At 43.5% G+C, this 22,301-nt stretch carries 15 protein-coding genes; 9 read left to right on the top strand and 6 right to left on the bottom strand.

What is annotated here, in order from left to right; all coding sequences use genetic code 11:
• The first annotated feature begins 69 nt into the window (after window positions 1–69).
• Together MKY54_RS28570 and MKY54_RS28565 are read left to right on the top strand one after the other, a co-directional pair.
• Window positions 70–1,536 (top strand): S41 family peptidase, encoded by a 1,467-nt coding sequence (locus tag MKY54_RS28570; protein ID WP_076123824.1) that lies wholly within the window; start codon window positions 70–72, stop codon window positions 1,534–1,536.
• Window positions 1,537–1,986: 450 nt separating this feature from the next.
• Window positions 1,987–2,961 (top strand): PDZ domain-containing protein, encoded by a 975-nt coding sequence (locus tag MKY54_RS28565; protein ID WP_339188701.1) that lies wholly within the window; start codon window positions 1,987–1,989, stop codon window positions 2,959–2,961.
• A 351-nt stretch (window positions 2,962–3,312) separates the two neighbouring features.
• Here MKY54_RS28565 and MKY54_RS28560 read toward each other — a convergent pair whose 3' ends face one another.
• A complete protein-coding gene (locus MKY54_RS28560) occupies window positions 3,313–3,966 on the bottom strand; it encodes a response regulator transcription factor (protein WP_339188698.1) in 654 nt (217 codons plus the stop codon).
• A gap of 17 nt (window positions 3,967–3,983) precedes the next feature.
• The gene (locus MKY54_RS28555) at window positions 3,984–5,141 is read right to left on the bottom strand and encodes a sensor histidine kinase (protein ID WP_339188695.1); all 1,158 of its coding nucleotides are present in this window, start codon (window positions 5,139–5,141) and stop codon (window positions 3,984–3,986) included.
• 164 nt (window positions 5,142–5,305) lie between these two features.
• Between MKY54_RS28555 and MKY54_RS28550 the strand changes: the two genes are divergently transcribed.
• The 7 genes from MKY54_RS28550 to MKY54_RS28520 all read left to right on the top strand — a co-directional run bounded on the left by MKY54_RS28550 (window position 5,306) and on the right by MKY54_RS28520 (window position 15,242).
• Window positions 5,306–6,241, top strand: a complete 936-nt coding sequence (locus MKY54_RS28550) for an ABC transporter ATP-binding protein (protein ID WP_339188693.1) — start codon at window positions 5,306–5,308, stop codon at window positions 6,239–6,241.
• A 17-nt stretch (window positions 6,242–6,258) separates the two neighbouring features.
• Window positions 6,259–7,431 (top strand): ABC transporter permease, encoded by a 1,173-nt coding sequence (locus MKY54_RS28545; RefSeq protein WP_339188690.1) that lies wholly within the window; start codon window positions 6,259–6,261, stop codon window positions 7,429–7,431.
• Window positions 7,424–8,584 (top strand): ABC transporter permease, encoded by a 1,161-nt coding sequence (locus MKY54_RS28540; protein WP_339188687.1) that lies wholly within the window; start codon window positions 7,424–7,426, stop codon window positions 8,582–8,584. Before MKY54_RS28545 ends, MKY54_RS28540 begins: the two co-directional genes overlap by 8 nt.
• Before the next feature lie 122 nt (window positions 8,585–8,706).
• Window positions 8,707–9,030, top strand: a complete 324-nt coding sequence (locus tag MKY54_RS28535) for an L-rhamnose mutarotase (protein WP_038573529.1) — start codon at window positions 8,707–8,709, stop codon at window positions 9,028–9,030.
• Between the two features lie 223 nt (window positions 9,031–9,253).
• Window positions 9,254–10,408, top strand: a complete 1,155-nt coding sequence (locus tag MKY54_RS28530; RefSeq protein WP_076123814.1) for a cation:proton antiporter — start codon at window positions 9,254–9,256, stop codon at window positions 10,406–10,408.
• 277 nt (window positions 10,409–10,685) lie between these two features.
• A complete protein-coding gene (locus MKY54_RS28525) occupies window positions 10,686–13,694 on the top strand; it encodes an efflux RND transporter permease subunit (protein ID WP_339188684.1) in 3,009 nt (1,002 codons plus the stop codon).
• A 741-nt stretch (window positions 13,695–14,435) separates the two neighbouring features.
• Complete coding sequence (locus MKY54_RS28520) at window positions 14,436–15,242, top strand: helix-turn-helix transcriptional regulator (protein ID WP_076123811.1); 807 nt, start codon at window positions 14,436–14,438, stop codon at window positions 15,240–15,242.
• Between the two features lie 139 nt (window positions 15,243–15,381).
• Here MKY54_RS28520 and MKY54_RS28515 read toward each other — a convergent pair whose 3' ends face one another.
• Genes MKY54_RS28515 through MKY54_RS28500 form a run of 4 tightly spaced genes read right to left on the bottom strand, consistent with a single transcriptional unit; the run spans window position 15,382 to window position 21,791 of the window.
• Window positions 15,382–16,569: a copper amine oxidase N-terminal domain-containing protein gene (locus MKY54_RS28515; protein ID WP_076123809.1), complete on the bottom strand. Its 1,188-nt coding sequence runs from the start codon at window positions 16,567–16,569 to the stop codon at window positions 15,382–15,384.
• Window positions 16,570–16,613: 44 nt separating this feature from the next.
• Entirely contained in the window at window positions 16,614–17,894 is a 1,281-nt protein-coding gene (locus MKY54_RS28510; protein ID WP_339188679.1) for a hypothetical protein, read from the bottom strand.
• 16 nt (window positions 17,895–17,910) lie between these two features.
• Window positions 17,911–19,569, bottom strand: a complete 1,659-nt coding sequence (locus tag MKY54_RS28505; RefSeq protein WP_076220104.1) for an HlyD family efflux transporter periplasmic adaptor subunit — start codon at window positions 19,567–19,569, stop codon at window positions 17,911–17,913.
• Window positions 19,566–21,791 (bottom strand): peptidase domain-containing ABC transporter, encoded by a 2,226-nt coding sequence (locus MKY54_RS28500; RefSeq protein WP_339188677.1) that lies wholly within the window; start codon window positions 21,789–21,791, stop codon window positions 19,566–19,568. Before MKY54_RS28500 ends, MKY54_RS28505 begins: the two co-directional genes overlap by 4 nt.
• Between the last annotated feature and the right edge of the window lie 510 nt (window positions 21,792–22,301).

Here is a 22,301-nt window from a genome sequence, read left to right as displayed (position 1 = left end):
TACCGTACCTTTCAGGACGGACTTATGGAGTTGTTTGCGAGATGGACAAGAAGGGACGGTGGGAACATCATGTTAAAAAAAAGCACAGCGGCGTTTATGATTATCGCCGCCCTGCTATGCGGTAGTCTGGTGACCTTGGGCGTGACGGGTTATAGTCATGTTATCGGACAAGCTGCAGGAGAAGGACTGGCCTCGGCATTGCAGGTTACTGGCCTTCAGCAGAAGGAATCCCAGAAGCTTGGAACGGCTCTCAGTCTGATTGAGAGCAATTACTACGAGACAGTAGATCGGGAGAAGCTGATAGACGGTGCTGTCAACGGTATGATGGAAGCGCTGGGCGATCCTTATTCCAACTATATGGGCAAAGAAACAGCTGAGAAATTCGAAGAAAGTATTGAGGGTTCCTTTTCAGGTATCGGTGCGGAGGTCTCTTCGGATAATGGCAAGGTAGTCGTGGTCTCTCCGATCAAGGGCTCACCTGCTGAGAAAGCTGGGATTCAGGCCAAAGATGTTATTCTGTCCGTTAACGGTGAATCGCTGGAAGGCATGGAGCTGAATGCAGCTGTTGCCAAGATTCGCGGTCCTAAGGGCAGTGAGGCCACTTTGAAAATACAACGTTCCGGCTCTGTAGAGCCACTCGAATTTGTTCTTACCCGGGATGATGTGAAGCTTGAAACAGTCTACGCTACCATGGAAAAGGACAATGTGGGTGTAATCGAGGTTACGCAGTTCTCCCTGAATACCGCAGAACGATTCAAGGAAGAGCTGGAGAAGCTGGAGAAGCAAGGCATGAAGGGACTTGTTATTGACGTCCGTAATGATCCAGGTGGTGTTCTTCCGATTGTTATTGAAATGGCAGAGCAATTCGTTCCAGCTGGCAAATCTATAGTGCAAATAGAATATAAAGACAAAAAACGCGAAGTTAGTACCTCAAAAGGATCGAGTAAAGCTTATCCAGTGGTCGTGCTGATGAATAAAGGTAGCGCAAGTGCTTCGGAAATATTGGCGGGTGCTTTGCAACAGTCGGCAGGAGCTAAGCTGATCGGTGACAATTCTTTCGGTAAAGGTACCGTGCAGACGAGCTTTGACAAACAGCTTGGAGACGGCAGCTTGCTGAAAGTTACCATTGCCAAATGGCTTACGCCAGACGGCACATGGATTCACGGTAAGGGCATTAAACCGGATATCGCGGTAGCGCAGCCGGATTACTTCTCGGTGGCTCCAATTAACAAGAGCGTGGCGCTGCAATATAATATGAACAACGCTGATGTTAAGAGTGCACAGACGATGCTGGACGGTTTGGGTTATAAGCCTGGACGTAAAGATGGCTATTTCGATGCTGGCACTAAGGACGCAGTGAAGAAGTTCCAAAGTACAGCAAAGCTTCAAGTCACAGGCATAATTGACGCCAAGACAGCCGAGGCGCTGGAAGCGGCGCTGATCAAGGTCATTCAAGACCCTGTTCACGACAACCAACGGAATAAAGGGATTGCTGAGATTCAGAAGGAAATTAAGGCGGCAGCGTCGAAAAAGTAAGAAGGCTGAATTCAGCCTTCTTTTTTTCTTTTAGATAAGAAAATGCCAACCGACGTAGAGGAATTAGAATATATACAAATCAGTCATCGGACGAAAAGGAGTGTGACGAACAGTTTGAATGTGATTCAGGAACTGTTAGGAAGCTTGGGCACTGCGTTCTTACACTTATTGATCCAGCCGTATTACTACATTGCTATTATATTTATTGCGTTATATTACCGTAGGCAGGTGGCATTAGAACGAAAGCTGATACATGTGAAATTACATAGCTGGGGTCAGGAAACGTGGCGGACGGTATGGAGTGGTCTAGTCATGGGTTTGGTCGTCTCTATAGCAGCCGTTCTGCTAGGAATATCATTATCAGGTACCGCTGTAGCCTGCATTTGGGTAGTTAGTCTCGTGTTGTCGCTATTGCGTGTACGGTATTTGTGCTTTGCGTATTCTATAGGCTTGTTAGGTATCATTCAGTTTGTAATTTCTTTCTTTCCAGATGCTTTAGATAGTGGAACGGTAGGGAATATTACCACCGCCATACGGGAGATGGATATTCCTGCTTTGCTAGTGTTAGCTGCGCTGCTGCACATGGCGGAGGCACTGCTGGCCCGCAGACAAGGGGCCAAGCTTGCAACGCCGCTCTTCCTGAAGGGAAAGCGCGGCATGGTCGTCGGCGGCTATCAGCTGCAGGCCTTCTGGCCGCTGCCGCTGTTCCTGCTGCTCCCATCGGGAGCAGGAACGGATTTGCCATGGCACTCGCTGCTCGGCGGCAGCCTTGGCATCGTCTCTTTGCCCGTCATCATCGGCTTCAGCGAGATGACACAGGGCATGCTGCCCGGGCGCAAGGCGGCCCGCACTGCAGGACGGCTGCTGATCTACAGCATCGTCCTGCTCGGCTTAAGCCTGCTTGCCGCTTGGTGGAGCCCGCTGACTCTGGTCGCGGCGCTCGCAGCTATTGTGCTGCACGAAGGGTTAAGCTGGTACAGCGCTCTGGAAGAGCGCAGCATCAGCCCCATCTTCGTGCATCCACCGCGCGGCCGCAAAGTGCTGGCCGTGCTGCCGGGCAGTCCCGGCCAGGAGCTGGGCATCCTGCCCGGCGAGATCTTACTGAAGGTCAACGGGGTCCTGTTGACCGATGCGGCGCAGCTACATGAGGCGCTGCGCATGAATCCAGCGTTCTGCAAGCTGGAGGTGCTGAACCGTGAAGGGGAGAGCAAATACCTTCAAAGCCCGATCTATGATGGGGATCACCATCAGCTCGGTATTATTTTGGTGCCGGAGACAGATGGGATGATTACCACTGAGGCGAAGCCTTCCAGCATCTACAGCATCATCGGGATGAAGACAGGCATACGCAGCCGGAACCTTCCGGACGGCCAACTTAAACGAAAAAAAACCACTGAAGCCAAGCAGGAATCAGCGGAAGGATAACTAGAAGATGCCCCATAAGCCATGAAATGGTGAATGGGGCATCTTTGTTTTTGATTAGATGGTAGTTTTGCGTGCGAGAAGTTGCTATCGGACCCAGTTGCCCCTAATCACAGCATTTTCGCTTTTTTAGAATGGTAACGGACCCAAAAGGCGCTATTGGCATCAAAAACACCCCAAATGAGCCTCTTCTGAGGAATAACGTCGCTGGGGTCCGAAACTCTGCTCAAACGCCGATAAAATTGTAAATAGCGTCGCTGGAGTCCGAACCCGCGTCCAAGGAGTAATGTCACTGGAGTCCGTAAGAAAAACTAACTTTGGCAGTGGACTATTCATATGCTATATGTTACTAGTTCAACCTTGCCTATTCTTCAAATAAAAAATTGCAATTTGCGTACGATCGCGGAGCTCTAATTTGCTTAATATATCCGTTATGTAATTTTTGACGGTGCCCTCGCTTAAAAAAAGCTGTCCGGCGATTTCTTTGTTGCTATGCCCCTCAGCGATAGAAGCCACTACAGCCAGCTCTGTTTTGGTCAATCCGAAGGATTCCAGTGGCTGTACCTGTGGCAATTCTTGCCGTGCCGTGGGCTGCAGAAAGGTTGCCAGCTTGCGGGCGATATCAGGGTGGATAAGCATGTTCCCTTCAAAAACCGTTTTAATGCCCTGGATGATCCGGTCTGGCGGTATGTTTTTGAGCAAATATCCACTAGCTCCGTTACGCAGTGCCTCAATGATATATTCATCGTCGTCGAAGGTGGTCAGCATCAATATTGCAATTTGCGGAAAAACCTGCTTAATCTTCTCCGTTCCTTCAACGCCACCGCAGCCGGGCATGCGGATATCCATCAGAGCCACATCGGCCATTAATCCTTCTTGAAGTAATTCCAAGGCTTCGTTACCTTCACAAGCTGCTCCAACAACTTCAATATCTGGGTCCATCCCTAGCAATACTTGCAGACTTTGGCGAATAAAGGGGTCGTCATCAACAATTAACACTTTAATCATTAGCATGGCTCCTTTCGTTATACAATCTCATCTTGCTTATATATGGGCAGCCGCGTAACGACTGTAAAATGTGGCTCCTGCCTTAGTTCGAGTGTTCCGCCGATCAGATGAGTGCGCTCGTACATGCCTTTCATCCCGTCCCCACCACTCCCCAATAATTTGCGGAGCTTCTCTTCTTCTGGAAGTGATCCATTGTTGCTAACCTCCATAGTGATTCCTGCTTGTGCGTAGTCAATTTTGATCCGGATGGACGTTGCTTTTCCATGCCGCAAGGCGTTGGTTATAGCCTCACGGGCGTTTTTGTACAGGATCACTTGGATACTAGGATAGAGCGGATAAGGTATGCCCTGAACTTGGTATGAGGTCTCGATCCCCGTCTCACGCCCAATCTCTTCGAGCAGCCGGTCTAACGCATAAGCTCCCTCAAGCTTCGGAGTGTAGTTGATACGTTTAACTGCGGACCGCATATCGTCCATGCTGGCCGACAGCTGGTCACGAATCAGTTCCATCATTTGCATTCCGCTCTCGGGAGAGGTAGGTAAGGTCTGGAGGGCGGCCTCCATCATCATTTTAATCCGGATTAGCCGGTGGCCGATATCGTCATGGAGCTGGCGTGAGATTCGGACGCGCTCTTTGGACTGGGCAGACTCTTCTACTTGCGCGCTGAACTCCAGCAGGCGGTTGCGAGCTTCATCGAGTTCGAAATGCTTTTTGCGCAACTCATCATATAGAAGAAGAGTGTCTTCGCGCCGCTGGCCAGCTTTCAATAATAGCTTATTTAGGTAGGCAGTGAGCAGAAATGAAAGGTTAATGTAAGTCACTACGAGCGATGGAGAATTCTGGAGTGCAACGTTCAAAGCTATCAGATGTACACCTGTGAACACATAAGGCACTGCTTTAGGCTGGAGTCTGGAATAATAAAGCAGTGCTGATATAGCGGGGAAAATCATCATGCTGCCATATTGATAACATAACCAGGCCGTGAACAAGATTTCAATGATACTAATCAAAGCATGAATGGATCGAGGGAGCTTTGGCACCATGACCACAAGGAATAGAAGCATCAGGATATGCAGCGTGAAGATTCCATAATCGTTATATTGATAGACATAAATGGTAATAAACGCAGGGATTAAGATGAGTCCGTAACGCAATAAGTTTAGCTCTCTGGGCACGCCTTAGTCATCCTTTATGTTTTTTAATAATCTTAGCATATTATCCCACTACTTCAGGAGATGACTTTAGTCACCTTCAAAAAATGACCTTTCGTACATCCGCAAAAATTCAACCTAGAATAAAATTGAAAATATAGAAGCACACACGACAGGGGAGATAAGAGATGGCAATCGCGGTGTTGACCGATGTGGTGAAACGGTATGAGAACAAATTAACGGTAGATCATGTGAATGTTACGATTCAAGCAGGAGAGATCTTTGGCCTGCTAGGCCCGAACGGGGCAGGTAAAAGTACAACTATAAGTATGATTTGCGGCCTGCTAAAGATTGATAGTGGAGACATTGTTATTGATGGGTTATCAGTCTCTTCGAATGCACTGGAGGTTAAGAAAAAGATCGGCTTAGTTCCGCAGGATTTGGCTTTGTACAATACAATGACAGCAGCTGAAAATGTAACTTTTTTCGGAAGATTGTATGGCTTGCGGGGAAAATTGCTGAAAGAGCGGGTGGCGGAAGCTCTTGCTTTCACAGGACTTAGTGACCGGGCCAAAGAAAAACCAGCCACCTTCTCCGGAGGGATGAAAAGACGTTTGAATATCGCTTGTGCCATCATGCATCATCCAAAGCTGATTATTATGGATGAGCCGACCGTAGGGATTGATCCGCAGTCTCGTAATCATATCCTTGAGTCGGTCAAAGAGCTGAATCGGCTTGGCTCAACCGTCATCTACACTAGTCATTATATGGAAGAGGTTGCAGCCATTTGTGATCGGGTAGCGATTATGGATAAGGGACATATCATTGCTTGTGGCACGGAAAAGGAGCTGCGGGAACGGGTTTCTCAGGAAGAAAAAATAGTGGTCAAAGCAACGAACATCACCCCGGAGTTAATCAATGAGCTTAGTCTACACCCGCGGATCACGAGAGTGGAAAGTAAAGAGGGAACGGTAGAAATGTATCTCCCCTCCTCACAGGATGAGCTGCAGGATATCTTATTTATTTTTGCTAAACATGAAGGCATTATTGGTTCTTTAAATATTGAGGAGCCGGATCTGGAGACATTATTCCTTAGTTTGACAGGACGGACATTGCGCGATTAAAGGAGGGCGAGAACGTTTTGAGAAATATTTGGATAATTATGATTTATGAGCTTCGCAGGCTGTTTATTTCACGCTCAATCATCATTAATATGTTTCTGTTACCGCTGCTTTTGATCTTTCTGCTGGGTGCTTCCCTCTCCAGTGTAATCGGTGATAAGGCAGCGTCTAAGATTGACCCTGTACGTGTTGGTGTAGTTAATCTTTCTGGAGAAGGGTATGAAAGCTCGGCGATGATAGACAGCTTTTTGAAGACGCCGGAGCTTAAGGATATCATTATTCCGGTCAAAGTAGGGAGCCGAGAGACAGCGGAAAGCGGCCTGCGCGCCGGGAAATATGGTTATGCGGTTATTGTTCCCCTAGGCTTCGATAAGAAAGTACAAAGCGGCGAAACTGCAAAGCTAGAGTTTGTTCTGGGCAAAGATCGGACAGATAATATGGTTGCGGGGACGGTATTCGATAACTTTTTGAACAATATTAACTATAAGCAATCCGTAGCTATGACGTTGGGTCCAGAAGCTTTGACCGCTACTGCACCAAGTTTGGGAGAGCAGCCTTCTGTTAAGGTTGGGGCGCTCAGTGAAGGTGGCCGATCCTATACAGCCTCCCAATTCTATGCGGTATCCATGATGCTGATGTTTCTGCTATATAGCGGTTTGACCGTCAGTACCTCTCTTTTTAATGAAAAAGAAAATCATACCCTCTTCCGAATAACTTCAATGCCGGTAAAAGGTTCTGAGCTGTTTATTGGTAAAATGCTAGGCGTAGGGGTTGTAAGTGTAGTGCAGTGCGCAGCGATTATTATCCTGACTCATTTGTTGTTTGGCGTAAATTGGGGCAATCGTCCGGGCTTGCTGCTGCTCTTCTGTCTCTTAATGATCATAGCTTCCATGACATTATCGATTGTTATTTCAATGTTTTGCAAAACTAAAGCAAGTGCAGGAAGTATTGTTAATGTTATCACTGTGGTCATGACCTTCATTAGTGGAGGGATGGCTCCACTTCCGGAATCATGGGTGAACTCGGTCGGGGCATTTACCCTGAATCACTGGGTACTACAAGCTGTTCTAAAAATGATGCTGCATGCAGAGGTCTCAGAGATTTTGCCGAATCTGCTGGTCTTGTCGATCATCTGTCTGGTTCTATTCAGTGCAGCGGTTATCTCGTACCGGAAGGTAGGTTACCATGGATAAGATCTTAACGATTGCTTGGAATATGGTGAAAAGAACGATTGGTTCTCGGAATGGGCTGCTTTCGTATATTCTTCTGCCATGTCTTGTCGTGGCCGGGGTAGTAGCAATTAGTGGAAGTATGGGTGAGAGACCGGCTACTATTTTATATTCGAATATGGACGATGGTGCAGCGGGCAAACATTTGCTTACCGAGCTGGAGAATACCGGTGATTATAAGCTGGTAGAGAAGACAGATGAGGCTGATTTGAGGGAGAGTATTATCGATCAGAACGGAGACGCCGGTATTTTGATACCGCAAAACTTCACCTCCGCACTGCTTGCTGGAGAAGAGCCACAAATTAGTGTGTATGAGCTTAAGGCTACTGAAACATCCATTATGGTAAAAATGAAAATCAGTGTAATTGCTGATGAAATGCGAAACACTGCTGGACTAATTGGAGCAGCTCGGACTGAGGCTACGGACTCGGACTCACAGTTTGCTGCCGTAATGCAAAGAGCTGAGCAACATAGTGTAGGCAGTATAAGAACAGATTATGATTTATATCCCAAAGAGGGCTTAAGCATCGTCACAGGATTTACTTTGATGTTCTTAATGGGGCTGGTTACAAGTTCAGTGTCGCTTATTATGGATGATCGAAGAGAACGAACAATGAAACGTATGTTCAGTGCCCCGGTTCGTTCGTATGAGATTGCCCTCGGTAATTTTCTGGGAAGCTTCATTGTTGGGTTAATTCAAATTGTTGTAGTACTTGCTTTGGGCCGTTATGTACTGCAGTTTGACTTTGGATTACCGCTCTACTTGTATTTTTTGGTTCTTGCAGCATTTATGCTCGTTTCCATGGGCTTAGCCAGTACGGTAGCAGGTCTGATTCGCAATCCCAATAATACTGGCATGCTTAATTCGCTGATCCTGACCCCGACCTGTATGCTTGGAGGCTGTTTCTGGCCGTTATCCATTATGCCGGATTATATGCAGAAGGCAGCTAATTTTGTACCGCAAAAATGGGCGATCCAAGCGATCGATATCGCTGCTACAGGTGGAGGCTGGAATGAATTATGGCTGCCTTTTGCCATCTTGGGTCTTATGGCCGCGGTGCTGCTGGCGATTGGTTCTGCTATTCTACGTCCGAGTGAAGCCGGAATTAACGCTTAAAAAATTTACAGATCATATAGATATGCATAGCTTGGACTACTCTATTCAGGTACAATAATAGGTATCAAATGTCCCTAGTTCTTAATATGTGTAAAAGAGGGGATTTCTAGGAGGATGAGCAGATGAGCAGCAATAAATTGGCTTGGACATGGCGGGTGAAGGAAGAATGTTTAGAGGAGTATGTAGCTATGCATTTAAATCCTTGGCCAGAAATTTTGGAGGAGCACAGTAAGGCTGGTATTTCTAACTATTCCATCTTTCAGAATGGCAATCAATTTTTTTACTGTTATGAGTGTGAGGATAGTAAGGCGGCTTTTGATTACATTGCCAAAAGTGATGCCTGCAACCGCTGGAATGCGATTACCTCTAAGATGGTTGAAGGGTCATTTGATTTCAATGATGAGGTGCCTATGCAGCCCTTACGTGAAGTGTTCTATCTGAAATAAGCAATTCAATTCTAGAACAAATCAAATGTGCATAATTTATATTATCGGCGCATCTGGTTTACAGTTATTTTAAATATAGGTATAATATAATTTATAAAGTTAAATTGAATAATTATTTGTTTTTTGGAGGAGCCTGTCAACAAGGGCTCCTCTTTGTCTTTTTTTGGCTTGGAGAAGCTCCTGGTTGGCAGTTCTTATATACAACAAGGGAGTGGATTGAAAGATGGAGTTTGTTTTATATCTTATGCTGATCATATTGTTCACCAAAGTAGCTGGTGATCTATCTGTGCGGCTTGGGCAACCAGCTGTGCTAGGTAAGCTTATTGTGGGAATCATACTGGGGCCTGCGGTACTGGGCTGGGTTCAGGATGGAGAGTTTATTCATTATATCTCTGAGATCGGTGTTCTACTGTTAATGTTCATAGCGGGGCTTGAGACGGATCTGGATCAATTGCGCAAGAACTGGAAATCAGCTTTTGCAGTAGCCGTCGGTGGAATTATATTACCCTTTTTGGGTGGGTTCGCCTTAGGAGAAATGTTTGGTTTTGCTTATCATAATGCTTTGTTTATGGGCGTTATTCTTAGTGCAACATCGGTCAGCATATCGGTGCAGGTGTTAAAAGATATGAATAAGCTGAACACACGTGAAGGCTCTACAATTCTGGGGGCTGCCGTAGTAGATGATATTCTAGTTGTTATTTTGCTCGCTGTTCTGATGAGCTTTTTTGGTACAGGTACAGACGTTTCTATTGGTCTTTTAATTGGGAAAAAGGTGTTGTTCTTTGCCGTAGCGATTATTGCCGGCTGGTTCATTGTTCCTCGGGTCATGAAATGGATGGCTCCGTTGAAGGTGACAGAGGCGATTATTTCAGCAGCGTTAATGATTTGTTTCGCATTCGCCTATTTTGCTGAAATCATGGGGATGGCAGGAATCATTGGTGCCTTTGCGGCTGGGATTGCTATCTCGCAAACTTCCTTTAAGCACACGGTAGAATCCAAGCTCGAGCCGATTGCTTATTCGATTTTTGTGCCGGTCTTTTTTGTAAGTATCGGACTTAGTGTTTCCTTTGAAGGAGTAGGCAGTCAAATAGGCTTCGTGATCTTGCTTACGGTTGTTGCCATTCTGACCAAGCTGTTTGGTGGCGGTCTGGGTGCGCGTCTTACAGGCTTTGATAACCACTCGTCTGCCATTATTGGGTCTGGGATGATTTCACGGGGGGAAGTTGCGTTGATCATTGCCGCCACAGGGCTGCAAAGCGGCTTGTTACAGCAACAGTATTTTACTTCGGTCATTATTGTTGTCATTGTAACTACACTTGTAACGCCGCCACTATTGAAATTTATGTTCCGTGATCCAGTACGTGCGGAAGGGAAATAAACCATAACAAAAGGGAGTCCTGTTGGTCATTTATATGGCTAACGGGGCTCTTTTTTTATGCTCACGTTCCAGTTGCCATCATCAAGAAAAAGGACGGGGATCTGTCTACAGAAGGGGAAAGTTCCCCGTCTTAAGACTGAGTACGAAACCAGCCGTAGGGCTGTTTTGAGTTCAGCCAAAAATGACTAAACTAAATCTCGGGATGGAAATTAATACATAATCAAACAGACATAAGGGGAGTGCCAGAAATCATGTGGAGTGGAAGGGGAAAAAGAAAATGAAATGGTTAACAAAATGGTCGTTCGGTAACAAGGCTGCGGTGGGGCTTTTAGTAGTCATGGCTCTTGTGGTGGGAGGGATGAGCTACACTTCGCTACCGATGGAATTTATGCCAGAGGCGGATAATCCTCAAGTGACTGTAACTGTGCTGGGTCCTGGCCAGGATACACATGCTATGGAGACTAATGTAACGAAGCCGATAGAAGCTGGAGCAGCTTTTGTGAAAGGGAAGAAGGAAATACTGTCCACTTCCGGAGACGGATATGCGCAGGTAAATATTTTTTATGATTCGAAAACGAATATGAAGGATGCTGCGCAGGAGGTTCAGAAGGTCGTCGATTCATTGAAGTTCCCGGAAGGGGTAATGGCTCCTTTTGTACTTCAGTTGAATACCTCCATGATTCCTGTATCACAGGTTACTCTTGCTTTTGACGAAGGCCTGACTAAAGAGAATCTTAAGCTTGCGGAAGAAACTATCATTCCAGAGATGCAAAAAGCTGAAGGGGTAGCGAACGTTGCTTTATATGGTAAGGTAACTCCGCAGGTCAGCGTTAAGCTGGACCCGAAATTAATGGCTGAGAAGGGAGTCACGACTCCACAAGTATTAGGTTTACTTCAAGGACGTAATGTATCGGCATCCCTTGGGGAGCAAACGATTGGTGGGCAGACCGGCAATGTTAACGTAGTTTCTACGATAGATAGTATGGATACTTTGAAAAAGCTTCCTGTATCTGCGGGCGTTAAGCTACAGGATATCGCTGCTGTCGAATTGAAGCAGGATCAGGAAAGTGTCAGCCGTTCGAACGGGAAAGACGTTCTATTCGCCATAGTGACCAAAGAGGCTAATGCGAATGCAGTCAGTGTCGGAGATAACATTCAGGCTGCCGTAGATCATATTAATACAACCATTCCTAATGCAGAAGCAGCAGTGGTATTCAGTACATCGGATATGGTAGTTAGCTCGGTAAACAGTATGATGCGTGAGGTATTGCTAGGTGCATTATTTGCGACGATTGTGATTCTGTTGTTCCTGCGTAACCTGCGGGCTACTCTGATTACGGCAGTATCCATCCCACTTTCGTTAGCAGTCACCTTATATCTGCTGAATATTTCCGGCATAAGCTTGAATATCATTACACTCGGGGGAGTCGCGGTTGCGGTAGGCCGTTTGGTCGATGATAGTATCGTGGTGATTGAGAACATTTACCGTAGGCTGCAAAAAGAACCCTTTTCCCGTGAAATGATTATTAGTGCAACTGGGGAAGTGGCTAGAGCGATTACCTCATCAACCATTGCTACCGTAGCAGTATTTTTGCCGATGGGTCTCTTGCGTGGTAGTTTGCAAGCTTTCCTACTGCCGTTTGCTTTAACAGTGACCTATTCATTGCTTACTTCACTCGTAGTAGCTTTGACGGTTGTTCCTCTTTTAAGCTCATGGCTGCTGAGAAGAACATCAATGAAAGAACACGAACCTTCTAAATGGTTTATCCGCTTTCTGGACTGGAATCTTCGCCGTAAATGGGTTAGCTTATCGTTGGGTCTCCTGCTTCTGATTGGCTCCATTGCTGCTTATGTGACTATGCCCAAAGGGGCGCTCGATGCTTCGGATGCCAGCTATGTTTCTGTTCAGATGAATTATCCGAAGGATGTTCCTGTCAAAGATATTTTGGAAAAGGGAAAGCAGTTAGAACAAGATTTGATGAAGCAGCCACAAGCAGAAACGGTAATCATGCAATCAGGGAATAGTGCGGACGCCGCTAAGTGGGGGAGTGTTACCTCTGAAACCTTAGTGGACTATACCGTTGTTATGAAAAAAGGTGCAGATGCTCAGGCTTTTATTGATCATGTTCGTGAGGTAAAAGATTCATACACTGGAGCAACACTTGTTGCTAACCAAATGAGTATGATGGGATCCAGCTCTACCAGTGAATATATTGATATTGTCGGAGATAATCTTACAGATATTACTACTGTAGCAACAGAAGTCACCGCTAAGCTGAAGACCGTAGAGGGAATTCAAAAAGTCAGCAGCAATATGGAGGACACGAAACCTGTATTTTCCTTTAAGGTAGATCCGGCGCAAAGTAATGCGCAAGAGATTTCAATGCAGCTGTCAGCGATGCTTAATCCGATTCCAATGGGGCAAATTGAGCTCGATGGTGACGCAGCAGGTGTAGTGTTAGATCCTATGGTTCAGCCGCAAACGGAGCAGGATTTAAAAGCGCTGACGCTCATGACGGCTGAGGGGCCGAAGCCACTGTCTCAGCTCGCAACTTACGAGGTTCGGAATGAACCAGCAATGTTGTTCCATAAAGATGGGAAGCCGTATGTACGAATTACAGCAGAGGTTGATCCGAAGAAGGTATCTGAGATCGGTGCGAATATTAAAAAAGAAACCGATAGTCTTACACTTCCGAAAGGCGTGACCTTATTTGCAGGCGGAGCGTCAGTTGATCAGTCAGAGGATTTCAACGACTTGGGCATGACGGCATTGATCTCCATCGGGTTGGTCTATCTGATTATGGTACTCACCTTTAAAACCCTTCGGGCTCCACTGGCGATTATGTTCTCCTTACCGCTCGCGGCGATTGGTGCGATTGTTGGACTTATCGTGTCCGGTGTAACGCCTGACTTCACAGCTCTGTTCGGGGCGTTGATGTTAATAGGTATTGTTGTTACGAATGCCATTGTGCTCATTGACCGGATTAAGCAAAATGAAGCCAATATGAGTATCCACGAGGCTATTCTAGAAGCTGCCGGAACACGGATGCGTCCGATTCTCATGACGGCGATCGCCACCATCTGCGCCATGACACCGCTGCTGTTCGGCCATGCCGAGATGGGCAGCATCGTCTCGCAAAGCTTGGCGATTGTAGTCATTGGCGGATTAACCGCAGCAACACTGCTTACGCTGATTGTAGTGCCGGCGATTTACGAGTTGTTCTACTTCCGTAAATCGGCAAAAGAGCGTAAAGGAGCAGAAAAGACTAATGCTCCGGCGCTTTAAATAAGCAAACGGCAAGCCTCCGGGTTAATGGGGCTTGCCGTTTTTTTTTTGTTTTGTTACAAATTCTTATAATTATGGAGTTAACTTGTCTAAACTAATAGCCAAAACTTTGTTTAGGAAAGGCTGAAAGGCGCTTTGCCAGATTGCAATATCCCCCCCTGAAATAAATATTTATTTTTTAATTTTAAATATTGCTATTTTCACAACAATGTACAGAGCATTTAACATAATTATTAAGAAAGATATTATTGGAAATATTCTATTTACCGCAGAAAATGCCAATATAAATAATGAAAACAAAAGTAAAAATGGAATAGACTTTGTATACTTTCTACTGAAAATCCCTACTAAACTCTTGATGGAATTCATTCCTTTCAGGGTAGCAGATATAAATATGTTGAGCATGATTTCTCGCTAGTCTCAGACTCCATTGTGAAATTTTTTTCTAATCAACGAATATCCCTATTTTCATAAAAAAAATGGATTTCGTATATATTCTAGGTAGGATATAGACAAGTGGTAATTGTTATGCTCTATTCTTTTTTGACGAAATTCCAAGAATACAGGACAGGTGAAAATTTCTTATCAAATAATCGGCCATAGAAAAATAACCCAAACAATGTTATTTCAATTCTTACTAATCTCCCACAACCCTAACTAATTATGTCATTGTTTTCCTTTGAAGGGAGTGATATGATATGCTCTGTTTCATTAATACCACAAGTTGGGAGAATGGATTGTTTGAATATTGTTGAATGCGAACGTGCCTGGTTTACGGTAGATGATGTAGATAAAGAATCTAATAATTCCGTGTGTGAATTTTGCCAACCCTGGAGTAACCTCAAAACAGAAAAATCCTTTTCTATAGAAGAGCTGGTTCCCTACGAGATTTTAGTTGAAGTATTACATTCAGAATTGGCGAAAGTAATGGAATTTCTCTTATTGCCCTTTGTCTTTTTCTTAACAGATCGAGCCGGCAATATTATTAATATTGTCAGTCCATTCGAAACGTTTCAGGAGAAAGTAGATCATTATGGAATTAGGAGTGGAACTAATCTTTCGAAGCAAATCTCTGGAGTGAATGCAGTTTCTTTAGCGATGGAGGTTGAGTCAATTGCAGTAGTGCGTGGAGAAGAGCATAGTATGCCAATGTTTAAAGAGTGGAATTGTGTATGCGCTCCTATAATGATAAATGATTGTATATGTGGATATATAGACATCTCATTTGAAGCCGAGAGGCAACTTGGTTTTTCGATTCTCTTTATTAAACAATTATCCGAAAAGATTGTGTTGAAGTTGAAGGAACGAAGCCCGAAGTTAATTGAGTACATATTTCAGGAGAAGTGTGATTTGTATCGATTATCCCCTAGAGAGAGAGAGGTAGCGTATCACTGGGCACTAAGAAAAGGGGCGCTGCAAATTTCCAACGACCTTAATGTGAAAGAGGGAACTGTGCGGAATATCGTTAAGAGTATTTACAGTAAGATGAATATCAGCGAGAGATGGGAATTGATTGAAAGATTGGCCATTGTGGTCCCAACTATTTAGGAACTGTTCTATATCCGTATCAGCCAGAGAACGTAGGGGAAGCGGGTAAGATTGAGCTCCGGCGCTTTAGATAAGCAAACGGCAAGCCTCCGGGTTAATGGGGCTTGCCGTTTTTTTGTTTTGTTACAAATCCTTATAATTATGGAGTTAACTTGTCTACACTAATCGGATAGGTCTGATCCAGCATCCATTTGCCTGCTTTGGATTTCTTCAGCGTTGTGACAGAGGTGGAGCGGTTATCCTGAAACTCAGGACCCTTAAGCTTGATGCTCGTCTGAACCATATATACGGCTGCGGTATCCTGGGTATAATGAATGATTTTGGCAGATTCCAGAGTGAACTTTAGATCATAGACTGTGAAAATTTGGCTGAAGAGCTGTTTGGTTTGTTCGAGAGCAGGGGACTCAGGATCAATAGTAGATAGCACACCTTGAATATTCTCTGCATTGGTATAGTCCAAGTTGCTCTTAAGCACAGCTAATATATCCGTTTCATCCGACTTCGTCACAGCTGGCTTAGCGTTCAGCAGTTTATCTGGGAGTATATATTGTACGCCTTTAATCTGCAGGTTGTTGATTTTCCAGTCTTCAGTGCTGGCAGTACGCGTTAAGCTATAAATATATTCAGAGGTATTGTCTAAGGTGAATGGACCGCTGAGGTGTGTAGTCGTTTCAACGGTGTGAACCGTAGCCTCTGTGGGTTGAAGGCTGATAACCTCTAATTGATCAAGTGAAGTGGTCAGATCGTATTGTTCCATTTGGCTCTTAATCTGTGGCCCGATGATCACAAGAGGAGACTTGCTATCGATTAGGCTCATGAACCCTTCATAATTCTCATTGTTGGTATAGGTTACGTATTTTTCAAAAAAAGCATTGATTTCCTGCGGGTTTACCTGGTTAGTCTTGCCTGTAATGGTTACTGTCTTCGAGTGTGCATTCCAGGAGACTTCATTACCTGTAGCCTCCCCAACGAAGCGCAGCGGAATGTAAGTGGAATTATTGATGAGCTTAGGGGCAACAGAAAGTTGGGTTATTACACCATTGACGCTGGCCTGCTTGCTGCCTAGTTGCAGTGTAATCGTAAGCCCTTCCTTAGTACCCGTTATGGTACCTGTGGTTTGATTCCAATCGATTGAAAGTCCTAGTTTTTCAAAAACCGGGCGAAAAGGAACGACAATTGTACCATTATCATTGAAGGGAGCCTGTCCCTTCAGTGCGAGCTGTTGCTGATTGATCTGAATGGAGATTGGCTTCTCTGCGGCATGGACAGGCCAGGCGATAGCGGTAGAAAGAAGAGTTGCTGCGATTAGGCTAGATATGGTTTTCATCTTGTGATATCTCCTTTGGGTTATGAATGATAAATTAATGGTTATTAGAGGATAACTCCACTAAGAGCCAAAGTAACTTTTGCTTGGAATAAACCGTACTTTACTTTTTGCTTATCGAATTGCCGATTTAAGTTTAGTAAATCCAGCTTGTCCTGATCTGCCTGAGCCGCTGAGATTAACCCGCTATTTAGGAGAGTATCATTATCCTGGGAGACGCGTACGAGTTCCAATTGCTGCTCTTTTAGTTCTGAATATTCAAAATCAATTTCATTTGCTTCCGGCTTATAACTAGCCAGTTTTTCTTCGAGTTGTTGTTGTACTATATTTTTGTGTGCAATCTGGCTAGACCATAGGACTGAATAATAAGTGATGAGTTCAGCATCGGAAGCTTTAGCTGCGTCAAGATTATCTTTGGCGAGTGTGATACGTGCATCTTCTTCGCGTAAATCATAATTACTAGAGAGGCTAATTACTGTATTACAATTCACAGGCTCTGGTGTACTGGAAATGACATCATCTAGAAGGACTTCTGAATAGGATGATAATCCTAACTCAAGCTTAAATTGTTCTAACTGAGCTTCATAACTTCGAAGGTTACGTTCAAAAATAGATTTTTGTACTATGTTTTTACGATTAAAATCGTCCAAACTTCTCTTAGACAGAAGACCATGCTCATAGGACCGCAAGGTATCCTCAGACTGTTGAAACCAATATTGGCTTTCTTGTTTGTCATATTCAATCGTTTTTTTTAGAGAAGAGAGTTGATAATATTTCTGCACAGCATAGTAGCGGATGAGGGCTTCTGTTTTTTGAAGTCGTAACTGATTAATTACTTTATCTGTTTCTAATGTGCGTAACTGGTCACGAAATTCCTTAAGCTGCGCTGTTTTAGTCTCTTGATTGTAACTGTTTTGGCTTTCATTCTGAGCGCTAACCCATTGATTCAGAGATGTGTTAATCATAATTTGAATGAGAATGGATTGATTGACCCCTGCCTGTTCTTCTTCACTTAAATCAGCGTAACCAGGAATACTATTGATAAAAATATCAGGATTTACTGGCAGCAGCCCGCTGGTTGTGACTACATTTTTTTGCTTCAACTTTTTCTCTTCAGATGATACATATGAAAATTTGGAATCCGTTTCTGCAATATTCCATTGTGAGAGCTTGATATCTACATAGTTAGTTAATGCTAGCTGGATTGCTTCTTCCATGGAAAGCGATTTTATTGCGCTGGATACCTGCGTATCAGCATAAACTGTAATGGAATGCGGCAATAGGAGTAATAAGAAGGAGAGTATCAAGAGAGCTGATTTCTTTAACATTTAGCTGGCAACCTCACTATTCCTTTAAGTTGATTTTTTCAAGAACAAAATCAATGATCTTCTTGGAGTCGGTAATAACAGAGGCTTGCGCTATCATCCCTACACGAAGCTCTCCACGTTCACCTCTGCGATTAACAAGTGGGTCATTGGATATCGTTGCCTCCACCAGATAGTAGCTTAGACCGTCTTGCTGAATAATTGAATCTGTGCTGATAGATGTAATCGTACCTTTTTGGGAACCAAAATTTTGTTTAGGAAAGGCTGAAAAGCTGAAATCAACTTTATTGCCAATCGCTATTTTTCCTGCTTCAGCATTAGGTACAGCGATGCTCATTTTATATTTTGACTCGTTGCTAGGTATAATGGAGATCAAGGCTTCGCCGGATTGTACCATGTCCCCGATGCTGGTTTCTTTTAAAATATTAATGGTCCCGGAAATTGGTGCTATGAGCAGTCTTTTGTCTCGTTCAAGCTCAAGTCCCTTAACAGCCTCTTGCAGCGTAATTAAGGTTCTTTTATTTTCTTCTATTGCTGAATGAATCTGTACAATACGGTCAAGTTTCAGTTTTTTCAATGAGGTTGCTTCAGATGAACGGTTAAGTTTCTCTTGATTCAGTAGATCATTTTGCTGCTCAGCCAGCTGTTTCTTTTGCATTTCTAAAGTTTTTCGTTCTGAAACTGATGGATCGTGCCCATTTTTTAGCAAATCGAGGCTGACCTCTATCTCAACCAATTGCTGATTGTAATTGGTGATATTGCTTTCTGAGCTGAGCACGGCTTCGGTTTGGAATTGGTTGATTTGCAAATATGAACTTTCATATTGATGCTGTTCATCTGTAATCTGGGATTGAGGCACAAGGCGGTCCCCCAAGCTGAGCGAACGATTGTAGATTTCTTTTTTCTCAGCAGATTGTTTAGACAGTTGGACATATTTAATTTGGTATGTATTATATTGTTCCGTCCGTTTGGTATCTTCAATTGGAAGAAGATTTTGATTCTCTTTGATGGATTGCACAAGCAATTTCTCGTTTGCAATTTCAACATTTAGCAGTTTCTTTTTTCGTTCCAATTCAATTTTATTCTGAAGAGATTTATCCGAACTAGATTCGGCACTAAAGGTAGCAGAATCTTGCAAGCCTATATTCTCGTGAATGGCAGCTGTAAGCTGATCCTGGGTTCCTTGAAAGGTCTGCTGCTGCTGGCTGTATTCAAGGAGAAATTGTTCTACCATGTCATAATAGTAACCCTCATCTGCACGTTCAGAAGAAAACTGATTATCTAAATTGCTAATGCTTTGTTTATACAGCCCGAGATAGTGCAGTTTCTTAGTGAGCTTATTGATTTCTGAATTACGATTGGATAATTCTATATCAAGTTCTTTATGCTCAAAGGAAATTAACTGCTCGCCCTGCTTAATTTGCATCCCTTCATGGACATATACCTGTTCCACTTTTCCCATAGATGAAGTCTGAATGGTACTGACTTTTTCATTGGGTCTAACTACAGCAGAGGCTTTGGCAACTTCATCGATCTGGCCAAAATAGGACCAGACTAACGCAGCCCCCAATAGAATGAATAAGATAAGTATGAAAATGGAAATCACAGGACTGGTCTTGGATTCCATGATTTCTCTGCTATCTGTCATTTCTGATAAGTTATGTATTTGTGCGCTCATACAAGAGACACCTCGCCTACTCCTGCGGCATATTGATGGTTATGTTCTTGTTTTTGTTCAACTCCAGGGAGTTGATCTTTCCACAATTCATAGTACTTTTCACGGTAATCCAGAAGCTCCTGATGAGTTCCATGCTCAATAATCCGTCCTTGATCCATGACATAAATCCGATCACAACGCATGATTGTACTCAACCGGTGAGCGATAATAATCGTAGTCATGTCTTCAAAAGCATTAATCGTCTCCGATACAGCCTTCTCCGTTGTAGAATCCAGATTACTAGTGGCTTCATCCATTATAAGAATATCGGGCTGTTTAAGAACTGCCCTGGCGATAGCTAGTCGCTGCTTCTGTCCCCCGGAAAGGTTAGTAGCATTTTCTTCTAACAAAGTGTTGTAGCGGAGTGGAAGCTGATTAATGAATTCGTGTGCCTGTGCGGTCTGGCAGGCCGAAACAATTTGTTCCAGATCCGTATCCTGATTGACACCCAGACATAAATTTTCCCGGATTGTTCCGCTAAAAAAGAAAGTATCCTGTGATATATATGCGATTCGCTGTCTCAAGCTATCTAAATGAATATCTTTAATATTGTAGTTGTTAATTAAGATATCGCCTTTTTCATGTTGGTAAAATTGCATGATCAATTTGATCAGGGTGGTTTTACCCGAGCCGCTCTCACCGACAAAGGCGACTTTCTCGCCCTGTCTAAGTCTCAAATCAATATCATGAAGTACAAGGGAACGTGTACCATATCTGAAGCTGACACGATCAAATCTAATATCACCTTTTAATGAAGCGGGTTGAATCTTCTTGTCCTCATCCTCAAGCTTCTCCGCTTCTAAGTCGAGTATTTCCCCCAATCGGTCCGCCGCTACAACAGCTGTTTGCAGGGTAGGCTGGAGATTGATGAGATTTTGAATAGGTTCAAGGAAGTAAGCAAGTAATGAGTTATAAGTGATAAGTTGACCCATGGTCATATTTCCTTTTATTACTTGATTACTACCTACCCAGAGGATGGCTACACCTCCAAGCAACTGAACCACACCTTTTAGCGAGCCTTGTATATTATTGAAAATACCAAAGCTGAACACGGATTTCAGAAACGTGATGAATTTCTGTTCCGTCTCAAAGCCAACTTTAGACTCCGCATGGTAGGCTTTGACCGTCTCGATACCGTCTATGGATTCAACGATGTAGGAGGTAAGTTGGGCGTTTTTCTCCATTTGTTCACGGTTTAACCGGTCGAATGGCTTGTGGAATCCCCACACTAACGCTAGATACAAAGGAACCAGCAGCACAGTTACACCAAATAAAAGGGCACTCTGCGAATAAAGAATGATTCCCCCCGCAATAACCATGATAATATCGATCATGATGGTGAGGGTTGCGCTGGAGATGGCATCCCGTACCTTAGAGGCATCCATAAGTCTTGAGATGATTTCCCCCGTCTTGCGAGTACCAAAAAAGTTCATGGGTAGCTTCAACACATGATGGTAATAGCCGAGAATTAGCGAAATATCAAGCTTTTGGCTCAATGTTAGTAGAATGTGACTACGAAAAGCGTTCAATAAAACTTTGAATAGATATAGAATGATTACTCCAATGGATACTATATTCAGAGTCTTCTTTAAGCCAAAAGGAAGAATCTCATCTAGCAGAAATTGAAAATAAAAGGCTGATAATATACCTAATATTGTATAGAGCATGGATGTCAAAAAAATTCCTAGTAGCATTCTTCTCTGAGGAATAAGTAAACCAAAAAAACGAGTGAATAAACCCTTGGACTCACCGCCCTTTTTGAACTGAGGGGTAGGAACCATTAATATGAGAACACCGGTCCAGATTTTAAAGAAGTCTTCTGGTGTATATTTAACAATGCCCTTCGCAGGATCCGAAACGACAACTGTTTTTTTTGTGATTTTATGAATAACAACGTAATGCAATAAAGTTTGGTCTATGACCACATGAGCAATAGCCGGAAGGGGGAAATCTTCGAAGAATGCCTCGTGAGTCCCTTTTACAGCCTTGGCAGTGAATCCTAATTTTTCAGCAGCTTTAACAAGGCCATAGGCGCTGGTACCCATTTTATCGGTTCCCGACATCTCGCGAATTTTAGTTATAGGATAGTTGAGACCATAGTTTTTACTTATAGTGGCGAGACAGGCAGCCCCGCAGTCTTTAATATCTTGTTGTTTGACACATTGGTATTTAGTGAATGCCATATAATCCTCCGAAAAGCAATTATTAAATGATGATTTTATATTGTGACCTGTGCTATACAATGAATCATTTATCTTTGTTGCTCATGTAAAATGCAATGAAAAATCCGATCAGGCCTAACGCCACTAATCCTACGCTTAATAAAATATCTCCAGATCTATTGTCACTTCGAATAATACCTTTTGAAGTTAACATATCTAATATGACTAAAGAAAAATAGATGAAAGCATAAATAAAAACTGCTATAAATGTCTTGTTTTTATTTTTCTTATATATATATATACCTGTTAGAAAAATTAAGAAATTCATTATAAACCATTGGGATGGGAGGATTATATTAGGTCTTACAATTAATAAGAATGATATTACTAGCCCTAAAGTAATGTCTATTCTAATTAGATACGATATTAATTTATCTATTTTCAAAAAAATCACTCGCAATCTATTTATGATTATTCTCTTCTTTTATAGAAGAAAAGATGGAGACATATCCATCTGAAGATGAATGTCTC

Source organism: Paenibacillus sp. FSL P2-0121 (assembly GCF_037975345.1).
Lineage (GTDB): Bacteria > Bacillota > Bacilli > Paenibacillales > Paenibacillaceae > Paenibacillus_AQ > Paenibacillus_AQ odorifer.
This window is presented reverse-complemented; position numbering and strand designations above follow the sequence as displayed.